Source organism: Actinomycetospora sp. TBRC 11914 (assembly GCF_012933465.1).
Classification (GTDB): Bacteria; Actinomycetota; Actinomycetes; order Mycobacteriales; family Pseudonocardiaceae; genus Actinomycetospora.
In genome coordinates this window covers 110,106-131,099 of sequence record NZ_JABBND010000017.1, presented here as the reverse complement: position 1 = coordinate 131,099, position 20,994 = coordinate 110,106, and the positions used below count along the sequence as shown (strand labels likewise).

20 protein-coding genes are annotated in these 20,994 nt (G+C 76.2%); 12 read left to right on the top strand and 8 right to left on the bottom strand.

Annotated features, from left to right (window positions below):
- Window positions 1-16 precede the first annotated feature (16 nt).
- A complete protein-coding gene (locus HH311_RS23365) occupies window positions 17-583 on the bottom strand; it encodes a nucleoside deaminase (protein WP_169186088.1) in 567 nt (188 codons plus the stop codon).
- 204 nt (window positions 584-787) lie between these two features.
- Window positions 788-1,522, bottom strand: coding sequence for an SDR family oxidoreductase (locus HH311_RS23360; protein ID WP_169186087.1), 735 nt, complete (start codon window positions 1,520-1,522; stop codon window positions 788-790).
- Between the two features lie 155 nt (window positions 1,523-1,677).
- Between HH311_RS23360 and HH311_RS23355 the strand changes: the two genes are divergently transcribed.
- Entirely contained in the window at window positions 1,678-4,266 is a 2,589-nt protein-coding gene (locus HH311_RS23355) for an AAA family ATPase (protein ID WP_169186086.1), read from the top strand.
- Window positions 4,267-4,271: 5 nt separating this feature from the next.
- Here HH311_RS23355 and HH311_RS23350 read toward each other — a convergent pair whose 3' ends face one another.
- The 3 genes from HH311_RS23350 to HH311_RS23340 all read right to left on the bottom strand — a co-directional run bounded on the left by HH311_RS23350 (window position 4,272) and on the right by HH311_RS23340 (window position 7,882).
- A complete protein-coding gene (locus HH311_RS23350; RefSeq protein ID WP_169186085.1) occupies window positions 4,272-4,694 on the bottom strand; it encodes a MaoC family dehydratase in 423 nt (140 codons plus the stop codon).
- On the bottom strand, window positions 4,691-5,182 hold the full coding sequence (locus tag HH311_RS32120; RefSeq protein ID WP_211190676.1) for a nuclear transport factor 2 family protein: 492 nt from the start codon (window positions 5,180-5,182) through the stop codon (window positions 4,691-4,693). The genes HH311_RS23350 and HH311_RS32120 overlap by 4 nt, the downstream gene beginning before the upstream one ends.
- 102 nt (window positions 5,183-5,284) lie before the next feature.
- Window positions 5,285-7,882, bottom strand: coding sequence for a LuxR family transcriptional regulator (locus HH311_RS23340; RefSeq protein WP_169186084.1), 2,598 nt, complete (start codon window positions 7,880-7,882; stop codon window positions 5,285-5,287).
- Between the two features lie 235 nt (window positions 7,883-8,117).
- Here HH311_RS23340 and HH311_RS23335 point away from each other — a divergent pair, with 235 nt between their 5' ends.
- The 3 genes from HH311_RS23335 to HH311_RS23325 all read left to right on the top strand — a co-directional run bounded on the left by HH311_RS23335 (window position 8,118) and on the right by HH311_RS23325 (window position 10,329).
- Window positions 8,118-8,690, top strand: a complete 573-nt coding sequence (locus tag HH311_RS23335) for an OsmC family protein (RefSeq protein ID WP_169186083.1) — start codon at window positions 8,118-8,120, stop codon at window positions 8,688-8,690.
- Between the two features lie 69 nt (window positions 8,691-8,759).
- Entirely contained in the window at window positions 8,760-9,929 is a 1,170-nt protein-coding gene (locus tag HH311_RS23330; protein WP_169186082.1) for an NAD(P)/FAD-dependent oxidoreductase, read from the top strand.
- A 4-nt stretch (window positions 9,930-9,933) separates the two neighbouring features.
- Complete coding sequence (locus HH311_RS23325) at window positions 9,934-10,329, top strand: hypothetical protein (protein ID WP_169186081.1); 396 nt, start codon at window positions 9,934-9,936, stop codon at window positions 10,327-10,329.
- An 897-nt stretch (window positions 10,330-11,226) separates the two neighbouring features.
- On the opposite strand, the gene HH311_RS23320 is transcribed toward HH311_RS23325, so the two are convergent.
- On the bottom strand, window positions 11,227-12,486 hold the full coding sequence (locus tag HH311_RS23320) for an NAD(P)-binding domain-containing protein (protein WP_169186080.1): 1,260 nt from the start codon (window positions 12,484-12,486) through the stop codon (window positions 11,227-11,229).
- A gap of 272 nt (window positions 12,487-12,758) precedes the next feature.
- Between HH311_RS23320 and HH311_RS23315 the strand changes: the two genes are divergently transcribed.
- The 4 genes from HH311_RS23315 (at window position 12,759) to HH311_RS23300 (ending at window position 14,743) form a co-directional block, all read left to right on the top strand.
- Window positions 12,759-13,307 carry a GNAT family N-acetyltransferase gene (locus tag HH311_RS23315; protein ID WP_169186079.1) on the top strand — a complete coding sequence of 183 codons (549 nt, stop codon included), beginning with the start codon at window positions 12,759-12,761 and terminating at the stop codon, window positions 13,305-13,307.
- A gap of 26 nt (window positions 13,308-13,333) precedes the next feature.
- Complete coding sequence (locus HH311_RS23310; protein WP_211190675.1) at window positions 13,334-13,849, top strand: cysteine dioxygenase family protein; 516 nt, start codon at window positions 13,334-13,336, stop codon at window positions 13,847-13,849.
- A 141-nt stretch (window positions 13,850-13,990) separates the two neighbouring features.
- Complete coding sequence (locus tag HH311_RS23305) at window positions 13,991-14,434, top strand: DUF6325 family protein (protein WP_169186077.1); 444 nt, start codon at window positions 13,991-13,993, stop codon at window positions 14,432-14,434.
- 36 nt (window positions 14,435-14,470) lie between these two features.
- Window positions 14,471-14,743, top strand: a complete 273-nt coding sequence (locus tag HH311_RS23300) for an SHOCT domain-containing protein (protein ID WP_169186076.1) — start codon at window positions 14,471-14,473, stop codon at window positions 14,741-14,743.
- A 20-nt stretch (window positions 14,744-14,763) separates the two neighbouring features.
- On the opposite strand, the gene HH311_RS23295 is transcribed toward HH311_RS23300, so the two are convergent.
- Window positions 14,764-16,344, bottom strand: a complete 1,581-nt coding sequence (locus HH311_RS23295) for a Na+/H+ antiporter (protein WP_312030352.1) — start codon at window positions 16,342-16,344, stop codon at window positions 14,764-14,766.
- Between the two features lie 76 nt (window positions 16,345-16,420).
- On the bottom strand, window positions 16,421-16,615 hold the full coding sequence (locus HH311_RS23290) for a hypothetical protein (protein ID WP_169186075.1): 195 nt from the start codon (window positions 16,613-16,615) through the stop codon (window positions 16,421-16,423).
- A gap of 682 nt (window positions 16,616-17,297) precedes the next feature.
- Here HH311_RS23290 and HH311_RS33530 point away from each other — a divergent pair.
- The 4 genes from HH311_RS33530 to HH311_RS23270 all read left to right on the top strand — a co-directional run bounded on the left by HH311_RS33530 (window position 17,298) and on the right by HH311_RS23270 (window position 20,979).
- Window positions 17,298-18,467, top strand: a complete 1,170-nt coding sequence (locus HH311_RS33530; protein WP_312030351.1) for a cytochrome P450 — start codon at window positions 17,298-17,300, stop codon at window positions 18,465-18,467.
- A 38-nt stretch (window positions 18,468-18,505) separates the two neighbouring features.
- Window positions 18,506-19,612 carry an NAD(P)/FAD-dependent oxidoreductase gene (locus tag HH311_RS23280; protein ID WP_169186074.1) on the top strand — a complete coding sequence of 369 codons (1,107 nt, stop codon included), beginning with the start codon at window positions 18,506-18,508 and terminating at the stop codon, window positions 19,610-19,612.
- Window positions 19,609-20,010: a tRNA (N6-threonylcarbamoyladenosine(37)-N6)-methyltransferase TrmO gene (gene tsaA, locus HH311_RS23275; RefSeq protein ID WP_169186073.1), complete on the top strand. Its 402-nt coding sequence runs from the start codon at window positions 19,609-19,611 to the stop codon at window positions 20,008-20,010. Before HH311_RS23280 ends, tsaA begins: the two co-directional genes overlap by 4 nt.
- Before the next feature lie 171 nt (window positions 20,011-20,181).
- Window positions 20,182-20,979, top strand: coding sequence for an MOSC domain-containing protein (locus tag HH311_RS23270; protein WP_169186072.1), 798 nt, complete (start codon window positions 20,182-20,184; stop codon window positions 20,977-20,979).
- The last annotated feature ends 15 nt before the right edge of the window (window positions 20,980-20,994 follow it).

Sequence of the window (20,994 nt, the reverse complement as noted above, 5' to 3'; positions counted from 1 at the left end):
CCCGGACGGCGGCGGATCAGTAGGGGTGGCGGTCGGCCTTCGACGACCACGCCGCGTAGGCCACGTCGCCGAGGTCGGGCCGGAACTGCTCGATCTTGATGCGGCGGTCGTGCAGCGGGCGGCCGAAGTCCTCGTACTGGAAGGCGTCGTCGAAGCCGATGGCGCGGGTGGCCTCGAGGTCGTTGGCGAAGTAGACGGCGTCGAGGCGGGCCCAGTAGATGGCGCTCATGCACATCGGGCAGGGCGCGCCGCTGATGTAGATCTCGTGGCCCATGAACTGCCGGGCGCGCTCCGGGACGGGGTCGGCCGAACCCTCGGGGCGCGCCACCAGGGCGAGCGTCGAGGCGTCGCGGTGGCTCGCGGCGATCGACGGCGCCTCCGGGTTGAGGACGGCGGCGGCCTTGCGCAGGGTCTCGATCTCGGCGTGGGCGGTCACGTCGCCGGTGAGCAGCACGCGGTTCTGGCCGCGGGCGACGATCTCGCCGTCCTTCGCGAGCACCGCACCGAAGGGTCCGCCCCAGCCGTTGTCGACCGACTCCTTCGCGAGTCGGCACGCCTCGGCCATCAGCTCTTCCTGGGTCATCGTCCGTCCCTCTCGGTCGGGGGGTGTCGGCGGCGCGGGCGCGCGCCGGCGACCGGCGGGAGTGCCGCCGTGGGGGTGGGAATGCCGGGAAAGATCGACACAGAGTCAACGACCTGGCTGGTCGGACTAGCTCGTTCGCCCGTATGGCCTACGGTAGACGTGACTCAGCGCACGGACAAGAGGTTCGCGTGGATCTCCGGACCGTCAGGCCTGGGCCGTCGGGCGGACGACGATCTCGCCGACGTCGACCCCGTCCGGCTGCTCCAGCGCGAAGGCGATCGCCCGCGCGACGGCCTCGGGCGGCATCGCGATCTCGTCGCGGGTCCGCGTGTACCGCTCGCGGATCGCGTCGTCGGCGATGCCGCCCACGAACTCCGTCGCGGTGAAGCCGGGCGACACCGCCGTCACCCGCAGCGCCGGCGCCGCCTCCTGCCGCATCCCCTCGGAGAGCGTCCGCACGGCGTTCTTCGTCGCGGCGTAGACGACCTGGTCGGGCGTGATGCGCAGCCCCGCCGTCGACACCACCGTCACGAAGTGGCCGGAGCCCTGCTCCCGGAACACCGGCAGCGCCGCCGCCACCCCGTGCAGCACGCCGCGGACGTTGACGTCGACCATCTCGTCCCAGTCGTCGACCCGCAGTGCGTCGAGCGGGGACACCAGCCCGACGCCGGCGTTGGCGACCAGCGCGTCGAGCCGCCCGAACCGCGCCCGCGCCGTCCCCACGAGGGCCGCGAGGTCCTCCCGGCGGCGCACGTCGGTCACCACCGTCACCGCGTCCCCGCCGGCGGCGCGCACCCGCCCGGCCACCGCGTCCAGCTGCCCGGCTCGGCGGGCGCCCAGGACGAGGCGCGCGCCGCGCCCGCCCAGGAGCACCGCGGTGGCCTCCCCGATCCCGCCACTCGCCCCGGTGATCGCCACGACCGCACCGTGCAGGTCCATGGACGTCTCCTCTCGATGTGATCGCCCCATCACATCAGGGCAGGGCCGTCTCGTCCACCCGCGCTGCTCCGTGCTGAGGTGCCGATTGGTCCCGCTGGAGCCGCTCGGGGCATTTGTGCTGGTCAGGACCGCCTGAGAGGTTCAGCATCGCTGGGGTGACGGGGGCGTTGCGCGAGCGGGGGGCCGAGCTCGACGCGCTCGGGGCCGCCCTCGACGCGGCGGCCGCGGGCACGGGTGCGGTGGTGCTGCTGTCGGGCCCGGCGGGGATCGGGAAGACGAGCGTCGTCCGGGCGTTCCTGCGCGCCGTGTCGGATCGGGCCCGGGTCCTGACGGGGGCCTGCGAGGACCTCGTCGCGCCCCGGACGCTGGGCCCGCTGCGCGACGCGGTCGTCGGTCACCCCGGGCCGCTGTCCGAGGCCCTGGCCGGGGGCGACCGCGAGGGCGTGCACACGGCCGTGCTCGCCGAGCTGTCGGCGCCCGGGCGGCCGACGCTGCTCGTCGTCGAGGACCTGCACTGGGCCGACGACGCCACCCTCGACGTCGTCCGCCACCTCGGGCGCCGGATCGCGGACCTCCCCGCGGTCCTCGTCCTGACCTACCGGGACGACGAGCTCGACGTCCGCCGCGACCTGCGCCGGACGCTGGGCCCGCTGGCGGGCGGCCCGGTCCGGCGCCTCGCGCTCGCCCCGCTGTCCCGGGCCGCGGTCGCGGCCTGGGCGGGCGGGACCAACGCGACCACCGCGGTGCTCTACACCCTCACCGGCGGCAACCCGTTCTTCGTCTCCGAGGTCCTGGCGGCCTCCGGCGCGGAGGTGCCCGCCACCGTCGTCGACGCCGTCCTGGCGCGCACGCACGCGCTCGGCGAGACCGCCCGGCACGCGCTCGACCAGCTCGCCGTCGTGCCCGGGCGGGTCGAGCTGTGGCTGGCCCGCGCGCTGCTCGGCGACCTCGGGGCGGTCGGCGACGCCGAGCGGCGCGGCCTGGTCGAGGTGACCCCGCAGTCGGTGGCCTTCCGCCACGAGCTCGCCCGGCGGGCGGTCGAGGAGGCGATGCCGCGCACCGCGCAGATCGAGCTGCACGCCCGGGTCCTCGCCGCCCTGCGCGCGGCCGGCGCCCAGGATCCGGCGCGCCTGGTGCACCACGCCGTCGCCGCGGGCGACGACGCCGCCGTCGCGGAGTACGCGCCCGAGGCCGCGCGACAGGCCGCACGCGCGGGGGCGCAGAACCAGGTCCTCGAGCTGTACCGCCACGCGCTGGTGCGCCCCGACCTCCTCGACGACGACGCGCTGGCCCTCGCCCACGAGGGCTACTCGACGGCCCTATACCACTGCGGCCGGTACGACGAGGCCGTCCGGGCCGGGGAGCGGGCCGTCGAGCTGCGCCGGCGCGCGACCGGCCCCGGTGCCACCGCGGCGCTCGCCCAGGCGCTGGCGTCGCTGGCGCTCGGGCAGTGGTCGAGCCTGTACCCCGACAGCGGGCTGGCCCCCGCCCGGGAGGCGGTCGCGCTGCTCGAGGGCGCCGACGACGACGTCCGCCACCTCTACCCGCTCACCGTCGTGGGGTCGCTGCTGGTGAGCACCGACCGGGAGCAGGAGGCGCTGGCCGCGCTGGACGCCGCCCTGGCCATCGCCGACCGGCTGGACGCCCCGGACGCCCTCCCCGCCGCACGGATCTTCCGCGGACGCGCCCGTCTCATGCTCGGCGACCCGGGTGGTCTGGACGAGATCCGGGCGGCGCGGGACGCGGCCCGGGACGCCGCCGACCACGAGGGCGTCATCCTCGCCGACGTCAACATGACCTCCGCGCTGTGGCAGCCGGGGCGGCTCGAGGAGATGGCAGCGGTCCTCGACGGCGCCGAGCGCTACGCCCGTGAGCGCGACTTCCCGTTCTACGAGCGCATCCTGGCCGACAACCGCCATCGGTGGGCCGCCCTCACCGGTGACTGGGATGCCGCCGAGCAGGGTCTGCGCGAGCTCTGCCACGACCGCCACCGCGGCGGGATGGTCGACTGGTTCGCCCTGCCCCACCTCGCCGCCCTCGCGGTGCGGCGCGGGCGCGAGGACGCCCCGGCGCTGCTCGCCGACGCCCGCGCGCTCGTCGACCGCGCCCCGTGCGTGGTCCTGGCCGCGCCTCTGCTGACCGCCGAGCTGGAACACGCCTGGCTCACCGGCGGCGCCCCGCCCCACGCCGCGGCCGTCGCGCTGCTCCGGGAGAGCCCGGCGGCCGGCCGCCAGCGCGACCTCGCCGAGCTCGCCCGCTGGACGCGCCGGACGGGCGGGGCGACGGTGGTGTCCCCGTGGTGGCCGGCGGAGTTCGCGGCCGGCCTGCGCGACGACTGGGCGGCCGCCGCCGCGGGCTTCCGGCGCCTGGGCGCGCCCTACGAGGAGGCGCTCGAGCTGGCCGACTCCGGCGAGGTCGAGCCGACCCTGCGGGCCCTCGCGATCCTGGACGGCCTCGGCGCGCCGGCCGCCGCCCTGGTCCGTCGTCGTCTCCGGGAGCTCGGGGCGCACTCGGTGCCGCGGGGCGCGCAGACCGCGACCCGGGCGAACCCCGCGGGACTCACCCGCCGGCAGGCCGACATCCTGCGGCTGCTCGCCCGGGGCGGCACCAACGCCGAGATCGCCGCCGAGCTGGTCCTGTCGGTGCGGACCGTCGACCACCACGTCTCCGCGGTGCTCGCGAAGCTCGGGGTCCCCTCACGGCAGGAGGCAGCGCGGGTGGCCGCCCGCCTCGAGCTGACCTGACGGGCTCAGGCCGCGCCGGCCGTCCAGCACACCGCCGAGCCCTCGACGGCGACGACCCCGTCGTCCCGGCACACGTCGACGCGCAGCTCGGTGATCGGCTTGTCGCTGCGCGCCGCGGTCACCACCGCGGTCCCGGTGATCACGTCTCCCGGCCGGACCGGGGCGAGGAAGCGCAGGTCGAGCTGCAGGAAGACGCTGCCCGGCCCCGGGAGGTCCTCCGCCACGACGGCGTTGAGGACCGCGGTGGTCACCCCGCCCTGCACGACGATGCCGCCGAAGCGGGTGGCCGCGGCGAACGCCTCGTCGTAGTGCAGCGGGTTGTGGTCCCCCGAGATCGCGGTGAAGAGCTCGATGTCGTCTCGGGTCACCAGCCGGGAGCGGCTCGCGGTCTGGCCCACCCGCGGGGCCCGGGTGATCACGTCGGTCACCCGGCTGGCTCGGCGAGCGCCAGCACGCCGAGCCGGTGCAGGGCGGTCAGCTCGTCGGCGACCATGGTGATCGCGCTGACCCGCCCGTCGGTGAGGGTGAGGACGTCGACGACCCGGACGTCGACGGGCCGTCCCGTCGCCGCCACGGTCCCGAGCGGTGTCTCCAGCGGGCCGGTGTGCGTCGCGAGCAGGTGGAACGCCACGACCAGCCGGCCCGGGGCGTCGACCCGGTCGATCAGTCGGTGGCCGATCCCGCCGTAGGCCCGCTGCACCGCCCGCCCGCGGGCGAGCAGGTCGACGAGCGCCATCGCCGTGCCGTTGACCTCGACCGGGTCGGTGTAGATCTCCGCGAACGCGGCGAGCGCCTCGGCGTCGTCGTCGGGGAGCGGGGTGGACCACAGGCCCATCAGCCGCGCCACCAGGTCGGGCTGCTCGGGGGGCCCGGGGGGAACTGCCCCTCGGGGTGTGGTCGCGGGTGTGCTGCTCACGTCGGTCCTCCTCCGTCGTCCGTGGTGGGCACCGACGCTAGGAGCGCGCCGGGGCCGGGGCGTCGGCGAGCGCTGCCCATCTCGGCGCCGCCGCTGCCCACATCAGGCGGTCACCCCGAGCCGCGCCGCGGCGGCGACGGCCTCCCTGCGGCTGGACACGCCGAGCTTCGCCAGGACGGCCGAGACGTGGTGGTCGACCGTGCGGACCGACACCACCATCCCGGAGGCGATCTCGGCGTTGGTCCGCCCGTCGGCGAGCTCGCGCAGCACCGCCATCTGCCGGTCGGTCAGCCCGCAGGGGTTGGCCCGCGTCGCCGGCACCGGGCCGCGCGGCACCGAGGTCACCCCCAGCTCGCGCAACCGGCGCCGGACGCGGGCCGCGGCCGGGCCGGCGCCGAGGTCGTCGAGGAGGGCGAGGGCCTCGACGGTGGGCCCCACCTCGCCGGAGTCGGCGAGCTCCAGGGCCTCCTCGTAGCGCAGCCCCTGCTCCCGCCACGCCGCCGCGGCCGCCTCCCAGTCACCGCGCAGCCCGGCCGCCCACGGCTCCGGGCACCCGTCGAACGGACCGACGTCCTCCCCGGCCCGCCGTCGCCAGCGCCGCAGCTCGGCGCGCTGCCGGGCCGGACCGGGCCCGGCGAGCCGCTCCTCGAGCCGGGCGGCCACGCGGTGCGCCCGCTCGTGGTCGTCGCGCAGCCAGGCGTGCTCGATCTCGGCGAGGCCGGTGGGCGCCAGTTCGTAGCGGCTGTCCGCCCGGTCGGCGTAGTCCCGCGCCCACGCGAGCACCTCGTCCGCGTCCTCGGCGCCGCGCCGCACCAGCAGCCGGGCGAGGCCGGGCAGGCAGTAGCGGGTCCCGGCGGTCTCCCCGCCGTCGCGGTGCCCGACCAGGCCGCGCAGCCCGGCCTCGGCCGCCTCCCGGTCCCCGCGCAGGCCCAGCCAGCGGTACCGGTGCGCGAGGAGGTGGTCGGTGAACAGGTCGAGCTCGCGCTCCGAGGCGTACGCCAGGCCCTCGTCGCCGACCTCGACGGCCTCGGCCCAGCGGCCGAGCTCCCACAGGTCCTGCACGGCGAGGACGTAGCCGAACATGACCCACAGGTGGTGCCCGCCGGCGGCGGCGAGGCGGCGGCCGTCCGCGAGGTCGTCGAACCCTTCCGGGTCGTCGACGAGCGCGCGGAGGCGGCCGCACAGCACCCGGACCAGGCCCTCGATCTCGGGGATGCCGAGGCGGAGGGCCATCGGCAGGGCGGCCGCGGCGAGCGCGAGCGCCTCGGCGTGGCGGTCGAGCGTGGAGCGCAGCAGGCCGTCGTAGGCCATCGCGACCGCGAGGGCCGGCGAGTCGCCGGCGGGCTCGAGGAGGGCCACGGCGCGCGCCGCGGTCGCGAGCGCCTCGCGGGGCCGCGTCAGCGCCCAGAGGGTCGGGCCGAGCGGGATGAGGGCTCCGCCGAGCGCGGCGGGATCGCCGAGCCCCTCACGCAGGCGCACCGCCGCCTCCCCCGCGACGAGCGCGGCGGCCTGGTGGTCGAGGGAGAAGTGGGCGGCGCAGCACCGCTGCAGGATCGCCGCGTGCTCGTCCGGGTCGAGCAGGGACGCGCGCGCCAGCACCGGCTCGTAGGTCGCGATCTCCTGGGCGTGGGCGCCGACCCGCTCGGCCTCCCGGGCCGCCCGCGGGCCGTACCGGACCACGGCCGCGTCGTCCCCGGAGCCCACCGCGTGGTGGACGAGCCGGCCGGGGTCGACGTCGGGGCGCTCGACCAGCACGGCGAGCACCCGCGCGTTCAGCGCCAGCCGTGACGTCGTCGGGAGCGCGCTCTGCACGGCCCGGCGGGCCAGCTCGTGGCGGAAGGCGACCGCGTCCACGCGGACCTCCAGCACCCGCGCCGTCTCGGCCGCGCCGAGCACGGCGAGGTCGCCCACGAGGGCCCGCGCCAGCGGGAGGTCGACCTCGCCGGGGACCACCGAGAGCTGGTCGAGCGCGGCCTGGACGTCGTCGTCGAGGCGGCGGGTGCGGGCGAGGACGGCGTCCACCACGGTCGGGGGCACCTCGACACGGTCGCCGGGCGGGGAGCTCGCGAGCACCTCGGAGACGTAGAACGGGTTGCCGCGGGTGAGCTGGTAGAGCGCGGCCGAGGTGACGGTGGTGGCCTCCGACCAGCGGGCCACGGCGGTGCGGGAGAGCCGCGCGAGGGCCAGCCGGTGGACCGAGGGGCCGCCGAGCGCACCGAGGACGCGCCGCAGGGAGGCACCCACCTCCTCGTCCCGGAACGTCAGCAGGAGCACCGCCGGCAGGTCGGCGATCCGCCGGCCGAGGTAGCGCACGACGTCGAGGGTGGCGTCGTCGGCCCAGTGCAGGTCCTCCACGACGAGCACCGTCGGCCCGCCGGGCCCGGCGAGCTCGGCGCGGGCCGCGGCGAGGATCGCGTCGCGGTCGTCGGCGTGCAGGGCCTCGGCGAGGGCGGTGGCCCCCGAGCGCGCCGCGTCGCGCAGCGGCCCCAGCGTGCGGGGGGTCAGGAGGTCGTCGCACGCCCCGGACAGCACGCGGGCGCGGTCGTCGGCGTCGCCGGTGAACGCGCGGACGAGGCTGGTCTTGCCGATCCCCGCCTCGCCCGAGAGCAGCACCACCGAGCCGGCGCCGGCCTCGGCGTCCCGGAGGGCCGATCCCAGCGCGGCCAGCTCGGCGTCGCGCTCCAGCAGTGCCCCCGTCATGGTGCATCCCCTCCTCCGACCTGCGGGGACGAGGCTAGGAACGCGCGAGCCGGCGGGACACCGATGCCGGTGCCCACATCACCGGTGGGGCTGCCCATCTCCTGGTGACGGTGCCCGGCGGGGTCGACCTGGGCAGTGGCGCGGCCCGGGTTGGGCAGGGCTTGCCGATGTCGGGGACCACCCCCCGCCGGGAGTGTCTCGGTCGTCGCCAGACCGACACGACCGAGGAGACACCATGACCGAGACCGTCACCCACACCGTCCGCAACGGCGTGGACACCACGACCCTGTTCGCCACGCTCGACGCGCTGAAGGCCCAGCCCGACCTCGCCCGGTTCCGCTTCCGGGCGACCAACGAGTGGATCCGGGGCTCGCACAACCGCAGCACGATCAAGGACTTCTACGCCGCGGGCGGCGAGGACACCTCCCGCGACGTGCCGTTCACCCTCGACGCCGGCGAGCCCGCGATCCTCATCGGCGAGGACGACGGCCCGAACCCCGCCGAGTTCCTGCTCCACGCGCTCGCGGCCTGCGTGACGACGTCGCTGGTCTACGCGGCGTCCGCCCGCAAGGTCCCGCTGACCTCGGTGTCCTCGACGCTCGAGGGCGACCTCGACGTCCAGGGCGCGATGGGCCTCTCGCGGGAGGTCCGCAACGGGTTCGAGCAGATCGGCATGACGATCCGCATCACCGGCGAGGCCCCCGAGGAGAAGCTGCGCGAGGTCGTGCAGCGCGGGGTGGACCGCTCGGTGGTCTTCGACAGCGTCACCCGCGGTGTCCCCGTCTCGGTGGACGTCGTCACCGACTGACCCCTGCGGCACCGGCCGGGCCGCGAGCCCGGCCGGTGCCCCGGCCCCACGGGAAGGACCCGATCGACGATGAGTACGACCCATCACGACGCGGTCGTGGTCGGCGGCCGATGTGCCGGCGCCGCCACCGCCCTGCTGCTCGCCGAGGCCGGCCTCGACGTCCTGCTGCTCGAGTCCGGCCGCCGCGGCACGGACACCCTCTCCACCCACGCCCTGATGCGGGGCGCCGTCGTCCAGCTCGACCGGTGGGGTCTCCTCGAGGAGATCGTCGCGGCCGGGACCCCGGCGATCCGCGCCACCGAGTTCCACTACGGCGAGGACACCGTCACCGTGGCCGCGCGGCCGGGCAGCACCCCGCTCCGCGCGCCCCGCCGCACGGTCCTCGACCCGGTCCTGCTCGACGCGGCCCAGGCCCGCGGCGCCGACGTCCGGTGCGCCACCCGCGTCACCGACGTCGTGCGCGACGCCTCGGGCCGGGTGCGCGGCGTCGAGTACGCCGAGCGCGGGACCGGCACGACCGGCACCGCGCTCGCCCCGATCACGATCGGCGCCGACGGGCGGCGCTCGACGATCGCCGAGGCCGTCGACGCCGGGTACGAGCACCGCGGCCACGCCTCCGGCGCGCTGCTGCTCGCTTACTGGTCCGGGTTCGGGCTCGACCGCTACCGCTGGTTCTACGGTCCCGGCGTCACCGCCGGCGTCGTCCCGACCAACGACGGCCGCGCGTGCGTGTGGGCCGGGGCCCCGTCCGACCGCTTCGACACGCTGCGCGGACAGCTCGACACCGGCTACCGGGACCTGTTGGCCGAGGCCGCCCCCGCGCTCGCCGGGGAGATGGCCGGCGGACGGATGGAGGGTCCGGTGCGCGGCTTCCGTGGCGTGCCGGGCCACCGGCGGACGGCCGCGGGACCGGGGTGGGCGCTCGTCGGCGACGCCGGCTACTTCAAGGACCCGCTGACCGCCCACGGCATCACCGACGCGCTGCGCGACGCCGAGCTGCTCGCGCGGGCGGTCCTGGCCGCGCCGTCACCGGGTGCGGCCCAGCGCGACGCCCTGCGCGGCTACCAGGAGACCCGGGACCGGCTCTCGGCCGAGCTCGAGGCGATCACCGAGCGGCTCGCGTCGTACGCGTGGGACCTCACCGAGCTCCGCGACCTGCTGCCGGCCCTGAGCCGGTCGATGCAGCCCGAGGTCGAGGCCCTGCGCGCTCTCGACCGGCCCGTCGAGCTGGCGGCGTGACGCCGTGATCACCATCGTCGATCCCGAACTGGACGTCCGTCTCGGCAGCCTCGCCGCCGACGAGACCGACCGCATCCAGCGCTACGCCACCGCCGCGTTCCTCTGGCGCGGCTTCTCCCAGGACGAGGCGCTCGACGTCGCCCGCGGCCTGCACTGGCGCGCGGTCGGCCTCGACCCGGCCGCGCCGGCCGGCGAGGTCCTCGGGGCCCTGGCCCTCGAGCCGCTCGACGAGCCGCTGCGGGAGCACCTCGCGATCCTGCTCGACCTGCACGACCGCGCCGACCCGGGTGGTCCAGGGCCGGATGACGGTGCTCCGGGACCACGGGACCACGGCCGGCTCGGCCGGCGCATCACCACCGCGCTCGCGCTGCTGCGTCTCCAGGAGCACTCGTCCGCCTGACCTTCGTCGCACCGCAACACCCGCTCCGGCCGCCGCCGGGGCGGGTGTTCGTCGTGCCCGTTCCCCGCGTGGCGTGTCGAGCGAAGGGTCGCTCGCTGGAGGGACCGGCGGCTGGACCTGCGCGTGGCGCACACCGTCGGACAGCGGCGCCGGTCGCTCGCGCGGGGACCTACGCGTGGCACACACACTCGAGCAGCGACGCCGATCGCCCGTGCAGAGACCTACGCGCGGCGCACACAGTCGGCCAGCGGCGCTGGTGGCCCGTGCGGAGACCTGCGCGTGGCGCACACACGCGGAGCTGCGCCGGGCCGGATCGCCGGCCACAGCGGGGCGACGAGTCCGCGCTCGACCGCGCGGCGATGGAGAGCGGAACGGCCGAGGTGCCCTCCGACGGGGCCGGTGTGAGTGCGCGCGTCGGCGCGGACGAAACGCTGTCGGCCCGGAGCCGACGTGTGTGCCGCGCGCAGGTGTGGCCGGACGCGGCCGGCCCGGGACCGCTGTGTGTGCCACGCGCAGGCACGGCCGAACCTCTGCCCGCCCGGGACCGCCGGGTGTGCGCCGCGCGCAGGTGCGGCCAGACCACCACCCGGCCAGGACCGCCGTGCGTGCGCCGCACACAGATGCGGCCGGACCACCACCGGTCCAGCGCTGCCGTGTGTGCGCCGCGCGCAGGTGCGCCGTTCCCGACCGGGGGCGGCGCAGCGGTGAGCATCGTCGGGAGCGACGACGACCGGGCGGCGGCCGCGCCTGACGGCCTCCCTCGCTCGTGTGGTCCGGGCCCTGGGCGCCCACCGCCGGCTCTTCCGCGCGATGGTGCCCTCCGCTCGAAACGGCACCCCGCCCGCACGCACGACGACGCCGGGCGACGGTGACCGTCGCCCGGCGTCCGGAAGCTGCTCAGGCCGCGACCGCGAGCTCCGAGAGCCCGTCGGGGTCCTGCGTCCGCTCCTGGACGAGATGGCGCGCCAGGTACTCGGCGTCGGTACCCACGCCGTCGAGGAAGCTCGACGAGCGCCGGTACTGCCACTTCAGCCCAAGGAAGTACAGGCCCGGGGCGTCGGTGATACCGCGCCGGTGCACCGGCTCCCCGGCCGCGTCGAGGACCGGCGCGTGGATCCACGAGAAGTCGCGGCGGAAGCCGGTGGCCCAGATGACGGTGGTGATGCCGGCCGCCCGCAGGTCGAGCGTCGACGACGCCGCCTGGGCCCAGGGCGCGGACCGGCGGACCCACGGCGCGTCCTCCGGCACGTCGAGCCCCTGGGCGGCGATCCAGCGGTCGACCTTCGTCCGGAAGCGCTCGACGTTGTCGTCGGCCTCGGCGAGCATCGCCGGGAGCCCGTCGTCGAACGTCAGCGTGCCGCCGTGCACCGACTCCAGGCGGCCGTGCGGCTCGACCCCGTCGGCCACGAGCCGGTGCAGGTCGAGGTCGCGCGTGCCGCCAGTGAGCACCGCGTTCGGGGTGCGGGTGGCGGTCGGGTCGGGCAGGGAGTCGACGGTGCGCGACAGGGTGCCCATGCGGTCCATCCACCAGTAGGTGTCCTGCCCGCGGTAGCGCCGCGGCAGGCCCTTGTGCCGGCCGACGGCCAGGTGCACGGTGCGCCCGGCCCGGGCGAGCTCGTCGGCGATCTGCTGGCCCGACGGCCCGGCGCCGACGACGAGGACCGCACCGGGCGCCGGCTGCTCCGGGTTGCGGTACCCGCTGGTGTGCAGCTGGGTGATCCCGACGGGCAGGGAGTCGGCGAGGGCGGGGATCGCCGGGCGGTCGAGGTCGCCGGTCGCGACGACGACCGACGGGGCGTACAGGTCCCCCGCGTCGGTGCGGATCCGCCAGGTGCGCCCGATCCGCGCGACGGAGCGGACCGTGACGCCCTCGCACACCGGCGCCGCCGACTCCGCGGCGTACCCCTCGAGCATGTCGGCGACCTCGGTGCCGGTCATGAAGCCGTCCGGGTCGGCGCCGGTGTAGCGCCGGCCGGGGAGCCGGGTCTGCCAGTTCGGGCTGAGCAGGGTGAAGGAGTCCCACCGTTCGTGGCGCCACCGCTGGCCGATCCGGCCCCTCTCGAGCACCACGTGGTGCATCCCGCGGGCGGTCAGGCAGCGGCTCATCGCGAGGCCGGCCTGGCCGGCGCCGATCACGATCGTCGTTCCCTCGGTCATCGTCGTCATCCCCTTCGTGGGTCCGGGAGTGGATGACGCCGAACGCTAGGAAGACCGCCGGACCCCGGGCATCGGCGACGCGTGCCCATCCCGCCGGCCCCGTTGCCCACCTCGACGGCGCTTGCCTACCGACCCGGCCGCGTCCCGGCCGGCATGGGCGACGTGGCCGCCCGACATGGGCCACGACCACCGACGCGGCGGCGGGTGCGCCGCGCCCACGCTCGTCGTGCTCGGCCGGACCGCCCGGCCGGAGCCCGACGAGAGGACCCGCCATGACCGCCACCGTGATCCCGCTCCCGACGACGGCCCGGCGCCGCCGCCGTCCCCGACCGCCCGACGTCACCGTGCGCGAGCTCGGCGACGGCGAGCTCGACGTGCTCGACGCCGTCTTCGCGGGGCTGTCGCCGCGGAGCCGGGCCCTGCGCTTCCACGGCGCGACGCCCCGGCTGACGCCGGGGGTGCGCCGGGCGCTCGCCGCCGTCGACGGGCACACCCACCTCGCGGTCGCGGCCTTCGCGCCGGACGGCACCCCGATCGGCATCGCCCGGCTCGTCGGCCTCGACGCGCACCACGCCGAGCTCGCCGTCGAGGTGGTCGACGCCTGGCAGGGCCGCGGGGTCGGGCGGCGGCTGCTGCTCGCCGTCGCCACGCGCGGACGGGCCGCCGGTTACGACCGCCTCGTCGCCGACGTGCTGACCGAGAACACCGGGATGCGGGTGCTGCTCGCGTCCGTGCTGCCGGTCGTCGACGTCGTCACGAACGGCCCCGAGACCACCCTGACCGCCTCGCTCCGCGCCGCGGAGACCACCACCGCCGCGTGACACCCACCGAGAACCGGAGACCGACCATGACCGCCATCCTGACCACCAGCCCCCTGACCGCCCTCGTCGACGACCTCGACGCCGCCGTGCGCCGCACCCGCGACGGCCGGCCCCGCGTCGACGCCGTCTGTGACGCCCTGGAGCGCCACGTCCGATGTCCGGATCTCCTGACCGACGACCAGCGCCACGGTGACCCGGCCGGCTACCGCGCGCACCTGCTGCACGTCGCGCCCGACGGTGCCTTCTCGCTCGTGGCGATGGTGTGGCTGCCGGGACAGAGCACCGCGATCCACGACCACCTGTCGTGGTGCGTGGTCGGCGTGCACACCGGCGAGGAGCACGAGACCCGCTACCGCCTGGAGGGCGGGCGGCCCGTCGTCGACGGCACCGCGGTGGCCGGCCCGGGCACCGTCACCGGCCTCCTCCCACCCGGTGACATCCATCGGGTGACCAACTCCGGCGACGACACGGCGATCTCGCTGCACGTGTACGGGGTCGACGTCTCGCGGCGGGGCTCGAGCATCCACCGGCGCTGGGAGTAGCCCCCGACAGGGCTCACGAGCCCGGGGAGCGCCGGACCAAGGTCCCGCGGCGGCGGGCCGATCGGTCGTGGGCGGGCGCGCGGCGCCCGGCCACCATCGGGACCACGGCGGACACCGGCGCCGGCACCGAGGAGGACACCCATGGACGAGGACACCGTCGAGGTCGGCCCGGTCGACTTCCTGGTCATCGAGTTCCCCGCCGGTGGCGGCACCGGCGAGGGACTCCCGCTGCTGCTCGACCTCGTCGACCGCCGGATCGTGCGCATCCTCGACTTCATCGTCGTCCGCCGGGGCCAGGACGGCACGGTCACCGTGGCCGAGATCGCCGACGTCGACGGCGACGGCGTCCCCGACCTTCGGCTCTTCGAGGGCGCGACGTCGGGCCTGCTCGGACCCGACGACGCCGACTCGGTCGGCTCGGTCCTCGAGCCCGGCGCCGTCGGCGTGGCCATCGTCTACGAGAACCTCTGGGCCGCCCCGCTCGCCACCGCGCTGCGCCGTGGCGGGGCCCGCCTCGTCGCGGGCGGGCGGGTGTCCGTCGAGGACCTCGTCGCCGCCGCCGAGGCCGTCGAGACCCCGGCCTGACGTCTCCCCCCACCCCACCGACCGAGGGACTCGACCATGCCCGGCCTCCTCCGCGGGATCGCCCGCACCGCCGTCGTCGCCGGCACGGCCACCGCCGTGTCCAACCGCGTGAGCCGCCGCCAGCAGGGCCGGTGGGCCGCGCAGGCCCAGGCCGAGCCCTACCCCCCACAGGCCTACGCGCCCCCGGCCCCCGCCCCGGCCGGTGACGACGTCATCAGCCAGCTCAAGGACCTCGCCGACCTCAAGGCCCAGGGCGTGCTGACCGACCAGGAGTTCGCGCAGCAGAAGGCCCGGATCCTGGGTGGCTGACGCGCGAGCGCGGTGCGCACCTACCGGTCCAGCATCGCTTCCTCGTGGTCGATCTCGCGGAGCATCTCCACGAACACCCCGTCCTCGAGCCGGCCCTGGTCGCGGAACCGCACGAACGTCTCCCGCTCCGCGGCGAGCATCTGCCGGCGCAGGCGGGAGAAGGTCGCCGTCGGCGCCTCCCCGACCTCCTCGGTCGGCCGGCCGAGCCGCTCCCACGCGCCGTTCGCCCGCTGCTCGGCCCAGGAGCGCAGCTGGGTGGTGATGTGGTCGGGGGTGCCGTCCCCGGCGACCTCGTCGAGCCGGGTGATCGCGGCCTCCGCGGCGGCCTGCTTGGCGGCGGCCTCGGCGAGCGCGTCGCTCTGCTGGCCGGTGTCGTAGACCCGCAGCCGGCGGATGAGCCACGGCAGCGTCAGCCCGTGCAGGAGCAGGGTGCCGACGGTGACCGCGAAGGCCAGGAAGATGATCACGTCGCGGCCGGGGACGTCGTCGGGGACCGCGAACGCCGCGGCGAGCGTGACCACGCCGCGCATGCCCGACCACGAGATGATCGCGGGCACCCGCCACGGCGGCCGCCGCGGCTCGTGGGCCCGAATCCGGGGCACGAGCCGGAAGGCGTAGGTCATCGGGAACACCCAGACGATGCGGGCCAGCACCGTCGCGACCAGCACGGCGACCGCGGCCAGGAGCACGGTGCCGAGCCCGGCCCGCAGTTCGTTGACCACCGGGGCGAGCTGGAGCCCGATCAGCGCGAACACGAACGCCTCGAGCACGGTGTCGAGACCGGCCCACACCGCCTGGTCCTGCAGCCGCGACGCGAAGGTGCTCTCGCTCGACTTGTGCCCGAGGTAGAGGCCCGCGACGACGACGGCGAGGACACCCGACGCGTGGACCGGGCCGGTGAAGTCCTCGGCGAGCACGTAGGTCGCGAAGGGGATCAGCAGGCCGAGGGCGCTCTCCATGATCGCGTCGTTCAGCCGCAGCCGCACCCGGTGCACGAGCCAGCCGATGGCGGCGCCCACCGCGATCCCGCCGACCGCGGTGAGCAGGAACTCCCCCAGCCCGACCCACACGCTCGGCGTCACCGCCCCGACTCCCGCGGCGGCGAGGAAGATCCGCAGCAGCGTGAGCGCCGAGGCGTCGTTGAGCAGGCTCTCGCCCTCGAGGATCGCCATCACCCGCCGCTGCAGGCCCAGGCGGCGGCCGATCGAGGCGGCGGCGACGGCGTCGGGCGGGGCCACGATCGCGCCCAGCACCAGCCCGCTCGCCAGCGGCAGCCCGGGCAGGAACCACGAGGCGGTGAACCCGACCGCGAACGCGGTGAAGAGCACCAGCCCGACGGCGAGCAGGCCGATGGGGCGCAGGTTCTCGCGCAGCCGGCGCGGCGAGCTCTGCAGGCCCGCCGAGTAGAGCAGCGGTGCGAGGACGAGCGGGAGCACGAGGTCGGGGTCGAGCCGCACCTCGGGCATGCCGGGGACGAAGGAGACGCCGAGGAAGACGACCACGAGGACCAGGGGCGGCGAGACCCGCAGCTTGCGCGCGAGCACCGTCACCGCCAGTGACCCGACGAGGACGGCGAGGAGCACTCCGAGCGATTCGTTCACCAGACCCTCTCCCCGCACGGACACCGGCCGACGTCGCAGCCTAGGCGACCGCGCGGCACGCACCAGCCGTCCGCGATCAGCCCGCCCGGGTGCGCGCGAGCCAGGTCGGGGCCTGCGCCCGCTCCTCGATCTCCAGGGCCTGCGCGCGGTGGCGGCGGGCGCCCTCGGCGTCGCCGCGCAGCGCCGCGAGCCGGCCCAGCCGCGACGCGACCGACCCGACGCCGAGCCCGACCGCCCACACCGCGATCTGCTCGGGGTACGGGCCGAGCACCCGGTCGAGCTGCGCGGTCCGCGTCGACGGAGCTGCGACCCGGCTGCCGAGAGACCGACGCGTCGCGCACAGACTCCGCTCGCCGGTCAACAGAGCCGCCAGGGAACCGACGCGTTGCGCACACTCTCGACCAGCCGGCCGACACCGGCGCCGGGGGACCGACGCGTCGCGCACACACTCCGGACGGGTCGCTCGCCTCGCCGCCCGGGCGCCGACCGCCGAGGGCTCGCCGGCGGCCGGGGATCCGGACGAAGATCAGGGAGCTCCTGCACGCCGGGCGGAGATCCGTTCGACGCGCAGCGGCTCCCTCGCGCGGGTCTGCCCTCGCGGGACGCCGCCTCGATCACCCCGCGGACCCGGCGACCGTGAACGGCTCGCGGATGTGTGCGCCGCGCGCAGGTCCCAGCACCACCAACCACCCGCGTCGCCCCCGTGTGTGCGCCACGCGCAGGTCCCGCCGACCACCCGCGCCGCCCCCGTGTGTGCGCCACGCGCAGGTCCCAGCACCACCAACCACCCGCGCCGCATCCCGCGCAGGCCGGTCACCCGCGAGGAGCGCGAGCTCCGCGACGCCGGCCGCCCGCCGCGCGGCTCCCCGACGCGCTTCCGCCGCGTGGGAACGCGGTTCCGACCGGCGGCCGGGCGGCGCACGATGGTGATCCCCACCACCTTCGGAGGCCCCGTGCCGGACATCCCGGTCAGCGACGTCGACCTCTTCGCCGACGACGCCCGCGTCGACCCGTACCCGATCTACCGCACCCTGCGTGACCTCGGCCCCGTCGTCGAGATGCGCCGCCACGGGCACTACGCGCTCTCGCGCTACGCCGACGTGCGGGCCGCGCTCATGGACTGGAAGACCTTCTCGTCCGCGAAGAGCGTGTTCGTCGACCCGACGATGAACGCCCAGCTCGAGGGCATCACGCTGTGCAGCGACCCGCCGGACCACACGATGATGCGCTCGGTGCTCGGCCGGCCGCTGCGCCCCGACCGGATGCGCGAGATCACGCCGACCATCGAGGAGGAGGCCGACCGGATCGTCTCCGCGCTCGTGGAGAAGGGCCGGTTCGACGCGGCCACCGAGCTGGCCGAGCACCTGCCGCTGGCCGTGGTGTCGAAGCTGGTCGGGCTCGGAGAGGGCCACCGGCAGAAGATGCTGGAGTGGGCCGCGGCCATCTGGGACGTGCAGGGCCCGGCCAACGACCGGTTCCACGCCGCGATGCCGCAGGTCGAGGAGTTCCTGGGGTTCGCCCAGCACGAGGCCGTCCCCGGCAACATCGACCCCGACGGCTGGGCGGCGCACCTCTACCAGGCCGCCGACCGCGGCGAGATGCCCCGCGAGAAGTGCCCGGTGATGATGCTCGACTACGTGACGCCGAGCCTGGACACCACGATCCTCGGGATCACCGCGACGATCGCGCTGTTCGCGGCCCACCCCGACCAGTGGGCGATGCTGCGCGCCGACCGCTCGCTGATCCCGCACGCGATCAACGAGGCGCTGCGGGTGGAGACGTCGGTCCCGCAGTTCACCCGGGTGCTCACCGAGGACCACGAGATCGACGGGGTGGCGCTGCCCGCGGGCAGCCGGGTCGCGCTGCTCTACGGCTCGGCCAACCGCGACGAGCGCAAGTACCCCGACCCGGACCGCTTCGACATCACCCGCAAGCCCTCCGACCACCTCGCGTTCGGTCGAGGCGAGCACGTCTGCGTCGGGATGCACCTCGCGCGGCTGGAGATGTCGACGCTGCTGGGCCGGCTCGCCGACCGGGTGGAGCGCTTCGAGGTCGTCGACTCGGCGCCGCTGCTCAACAACGGGCTGCGCGGACTGGCGCGGCTCGAGGTGACGGTGTCCTGACGCGTGCGTCGCCGGGCCCGACGGCGCAGGATGCGGGCGTGACCTCCGACCTCGACGTCGTCGTCGTCGGCGCGGGGTTCTCGGGGCTCGCCGCGCTGCACCTGCTCCGCGAGCGGGGGTTGCGCGTGCGCGCCTACGACGAGGCGGGCAACGTCGGGGGGACCTGGTGGTGGCACGCGTACCCGGGCTCCCACCTGGACACCGAGTGCCACCTGTACCAGTACTTCTTCTCCGAGGAGCTCTACCGCGACTGGGGCTGGAGCGAGCGCCATCCGGCGGGCTACGAGGTGCAGCGGTGGCTGCGGTTCGTGGCCGACCGGCTCGACCTGCGGCGCGATCTCCGGCTGCGGACGCGGGTGGTCGAGGCCCGGCCCGACGACGCCGGGTGGACGGTGCGGACCTCCGACGGCGCGACGGTGCGCACCCGGCACCTGGTCGCCTGCACCGGGCGGCTGCCCGTCGAGCCCGACGACGACGTGGGCGGCTTCGGCGGCCTCGTCGTGCGGACCGCGGCGTGGCCCGAGGACGGGCACGACCTGGACGGACGGCGGGTCGGGGTGCTCGGGACGACCCCTGCGGCGATCCAGCTCGCGCCGTGGATCGTCGAGCGCGTCGCCGCGCTGGTGCTGGTCGTCGACGGGCCCCGCGACGTCGTCGCCCGCACCAACCCCGTCTACGGGTGGCGCGAGCGCGACGCGTACCGGGAGCGGTTCGCGGCGCTGCGGGACTCGGCGCCGGAGGACGCGCCGCTCGTGCCCGACCGCGACGCGATGCGGGCCCGGCTCGCCGACCCGCGCCTCGCGCCGCTGCTGGTTCCCGACGGCGAGGCGGGGCGGGTGACGATGGACGACGGCTGGCTCGAGCTGTTCGGCCGCCCGGACGTGGCGGTCGTGCCCCGCGGCGACCTGGCGCGGGTGGGGCCGACCGGTCTGGAGCTGGCCGACGGCGGTCGGTGCGACCTCGACGTGCTCGTGGTCCCCGACGAGTTCGACGCCGGGCCGCCCGCCTTCTGGGGCATCGACGGGGTCACCACGGACGCTCCCGGCCTGCACGTCGTCGTGGCCCCGCCCGGGGGCGGCACCGTGTCGTTCGACCTGCTGCGCCGTGTCGAGGACGTCGTCGCGAGGATCGGGGGGCGGGGGTGACCTTCGAGCTGCGGGCGATCGGGCACGTCGAGTCGGTGCTGCGGGCCGGGGAGGACGTCCCGAAGCAGGCCGACGAGGGCGCGCCCGACGCGTGGCTGGCGCTCGACCCCGCGCTCGCCGCCGCGTGCGCCGACCTCGCCGCCGGGGACGAGCTCGTCGTCGTGACGTGGTTGCACGAGGCCGACCGATCGACCCAGGTCGTGCACCCGCGCAGCGACCCCACGCGGCCACCGACCGGTGTGTTCAGCACCCGCTCCCCGGCGCGGCCCAACCCGCTGGGGCTGCACACGGTCCGGGTGCTCGCCGTCCACGGCACGCGGGTGCACGTCGACGCCCTCGAGGCGTTCGACGGCACGCCCGTCGTCGACCTCAAGCCCGTGCTGACCGCGCGCCGGTAGGGACCCTGCGCGCCGAGTGGAGCGTCAGGGCTGCCGCGGCGACCGTGGGAGTCCACTCGGCGTCGGCGGCCGGCCGGACGCTGGCCGAGTGGACCGTCAGGGCTCCCGCACCAGCCACAGGAGTCCACTCGGCGCCGGGGACGTGCTGGAGGACGTGCCTATGGTGGAGCCGTGCAGGTGTCGACGCTGACGCGCTACCCCGTGAAGTCGATGCTCGGCCAGCAGGTCGAGGAGGCCGTCGTCGGGACGACCGGGCTGGAGCGGGACCGGTGGCGGGCGCTCATGGATCCGGCGACGGGGTACGTGTGCACCGCCAAGCACCCGCGGCTGTGGCGCCGGCTGCTGCAGTACTCGGCGGCCGCCCGGGACGACCACGTGCTGGTGACGACGCCGGGCGGCGAGACGCTCGACGCGGACGACCCGCGCCTCGTCGAGACCCTCACTGCCGACCTCGGCCGGCCCGTCGAGATCCACGACCGGCGCCCGCCGTCGTCGTCGGTGGAGCGCCCGGACCCCGAGGAGGTCCTCGCGCAGGGCGTCGAGGCCGAGGTCGAGGCGCCGACGCTGGAGATCTCACAGGGGACGGCGGGCGACACGTTCGTCGACCACTCGCCGGTGCACCTGATCACGACGGCGACCCTGGAGCACCTGGGCGTCGAGGCCCGGCGCTACCGGCCGAACCTGGTGATCGCCGCGGACGTGGCGCCGTTCGCCGAGAACGACTGGCTCGGGCGGGAGCTGCACGTCGGCGAGGTCGTGCTGCGGCTGACGCTGCCGACCCCGCGGTGCTCGGTGCCGACGCTCGAGCACGGTGACCTGCCCCGCAACCCCGACGCGCTCCGGCCGCTGCTGACCGGGAACCGGGTCGAGGTGCCGGGGTTCGGCGTCCTGCCCTGCGCCGGGGCCTACGCCGAGGTGGTGCGCCCCGGCGTGATCCGCCGGGGCGACGAGGTGCGCGAGCGCTCGTGAGCAGTAAGTGTCGGT

What these genes read in the sequence shown, in the direction of transcription:
- HH311_RS23365 (WP_169186088.1), bottom strand. Translation starts at nt 583, where the DNA reads ATGACCCAGGAAGAGCTGATGGCCGAGGCGTGCCGACTCGCGAAGGAG.
- HH311_RS23360 (WP_169186087.1), bottom strand. Translation starts at nt 1,522, where the DNA reads ATGGACCTGCACGGTGCGGTCGTGGCGATCACCGGGGCGAGTGGCGGG.
- HH311_RS23340 (WP_169186084.1), bottom strand. Translation starts at nt 7,882, where the DNA reads ATGACGGGGGCACTGCTGGAGCGCGACGCCGAGCTGGCCGCGCTGGGA.
- HH311_RS23335 (WP_169186083.1), top strand. Translation starts at nt 8,118, where the DNA reads ATGACCGAGACCGTCACCCACACCGTCCGCAACGGCGTGGACACCACG.
- HH311_RS23330 (WP_169186082.1), top strand. Translation starts at nt 8,760, where the DNA reads ATGAGTACGACCCATCACGACGCGGTCGTGGTCGGCGGCCGATGTGCC.
- HH311_RS23320 (WP_169186080.1), bottom strand. Translation starts at nt 12,486, where the DNA reads ATGACCGAGGGAACGACGATCGTGATCGGCGCCGGCCAGGCCGGCCTC.
- HH311_RS23315 (WP_169186079.1), top strand. Translation starts at nt 12,759, where the DNA reads ATGACCGCCACCGTGATCCCGCTCCCGACGACGGCCCGGCGCCGCCGC.
- HH311_RS23310 (WP_211190675.1), top strand. Translation starts at nt 13,334, where the DNA reads ATGACCGCCATCCTGACCACCAGCCCCCTGACCGCCCTCGTCGACGAC.
- HH311_RS23305 (WP_169186077.1), top strand. Translation starts at nt 13,991, where the DNA reads ATGGACGAGGACACCGTCGAGGTCGGCCCGGTCGACTTCCTGGTCATC.
- HH311_RS23300 (WP_169186076.1), top strand. Translation starts at nt 14,471, where the DNA reads ATGCCCGGCCTCCTCCGCGGGATCGCCCGCACCGCCGTCGTCGCCGGC.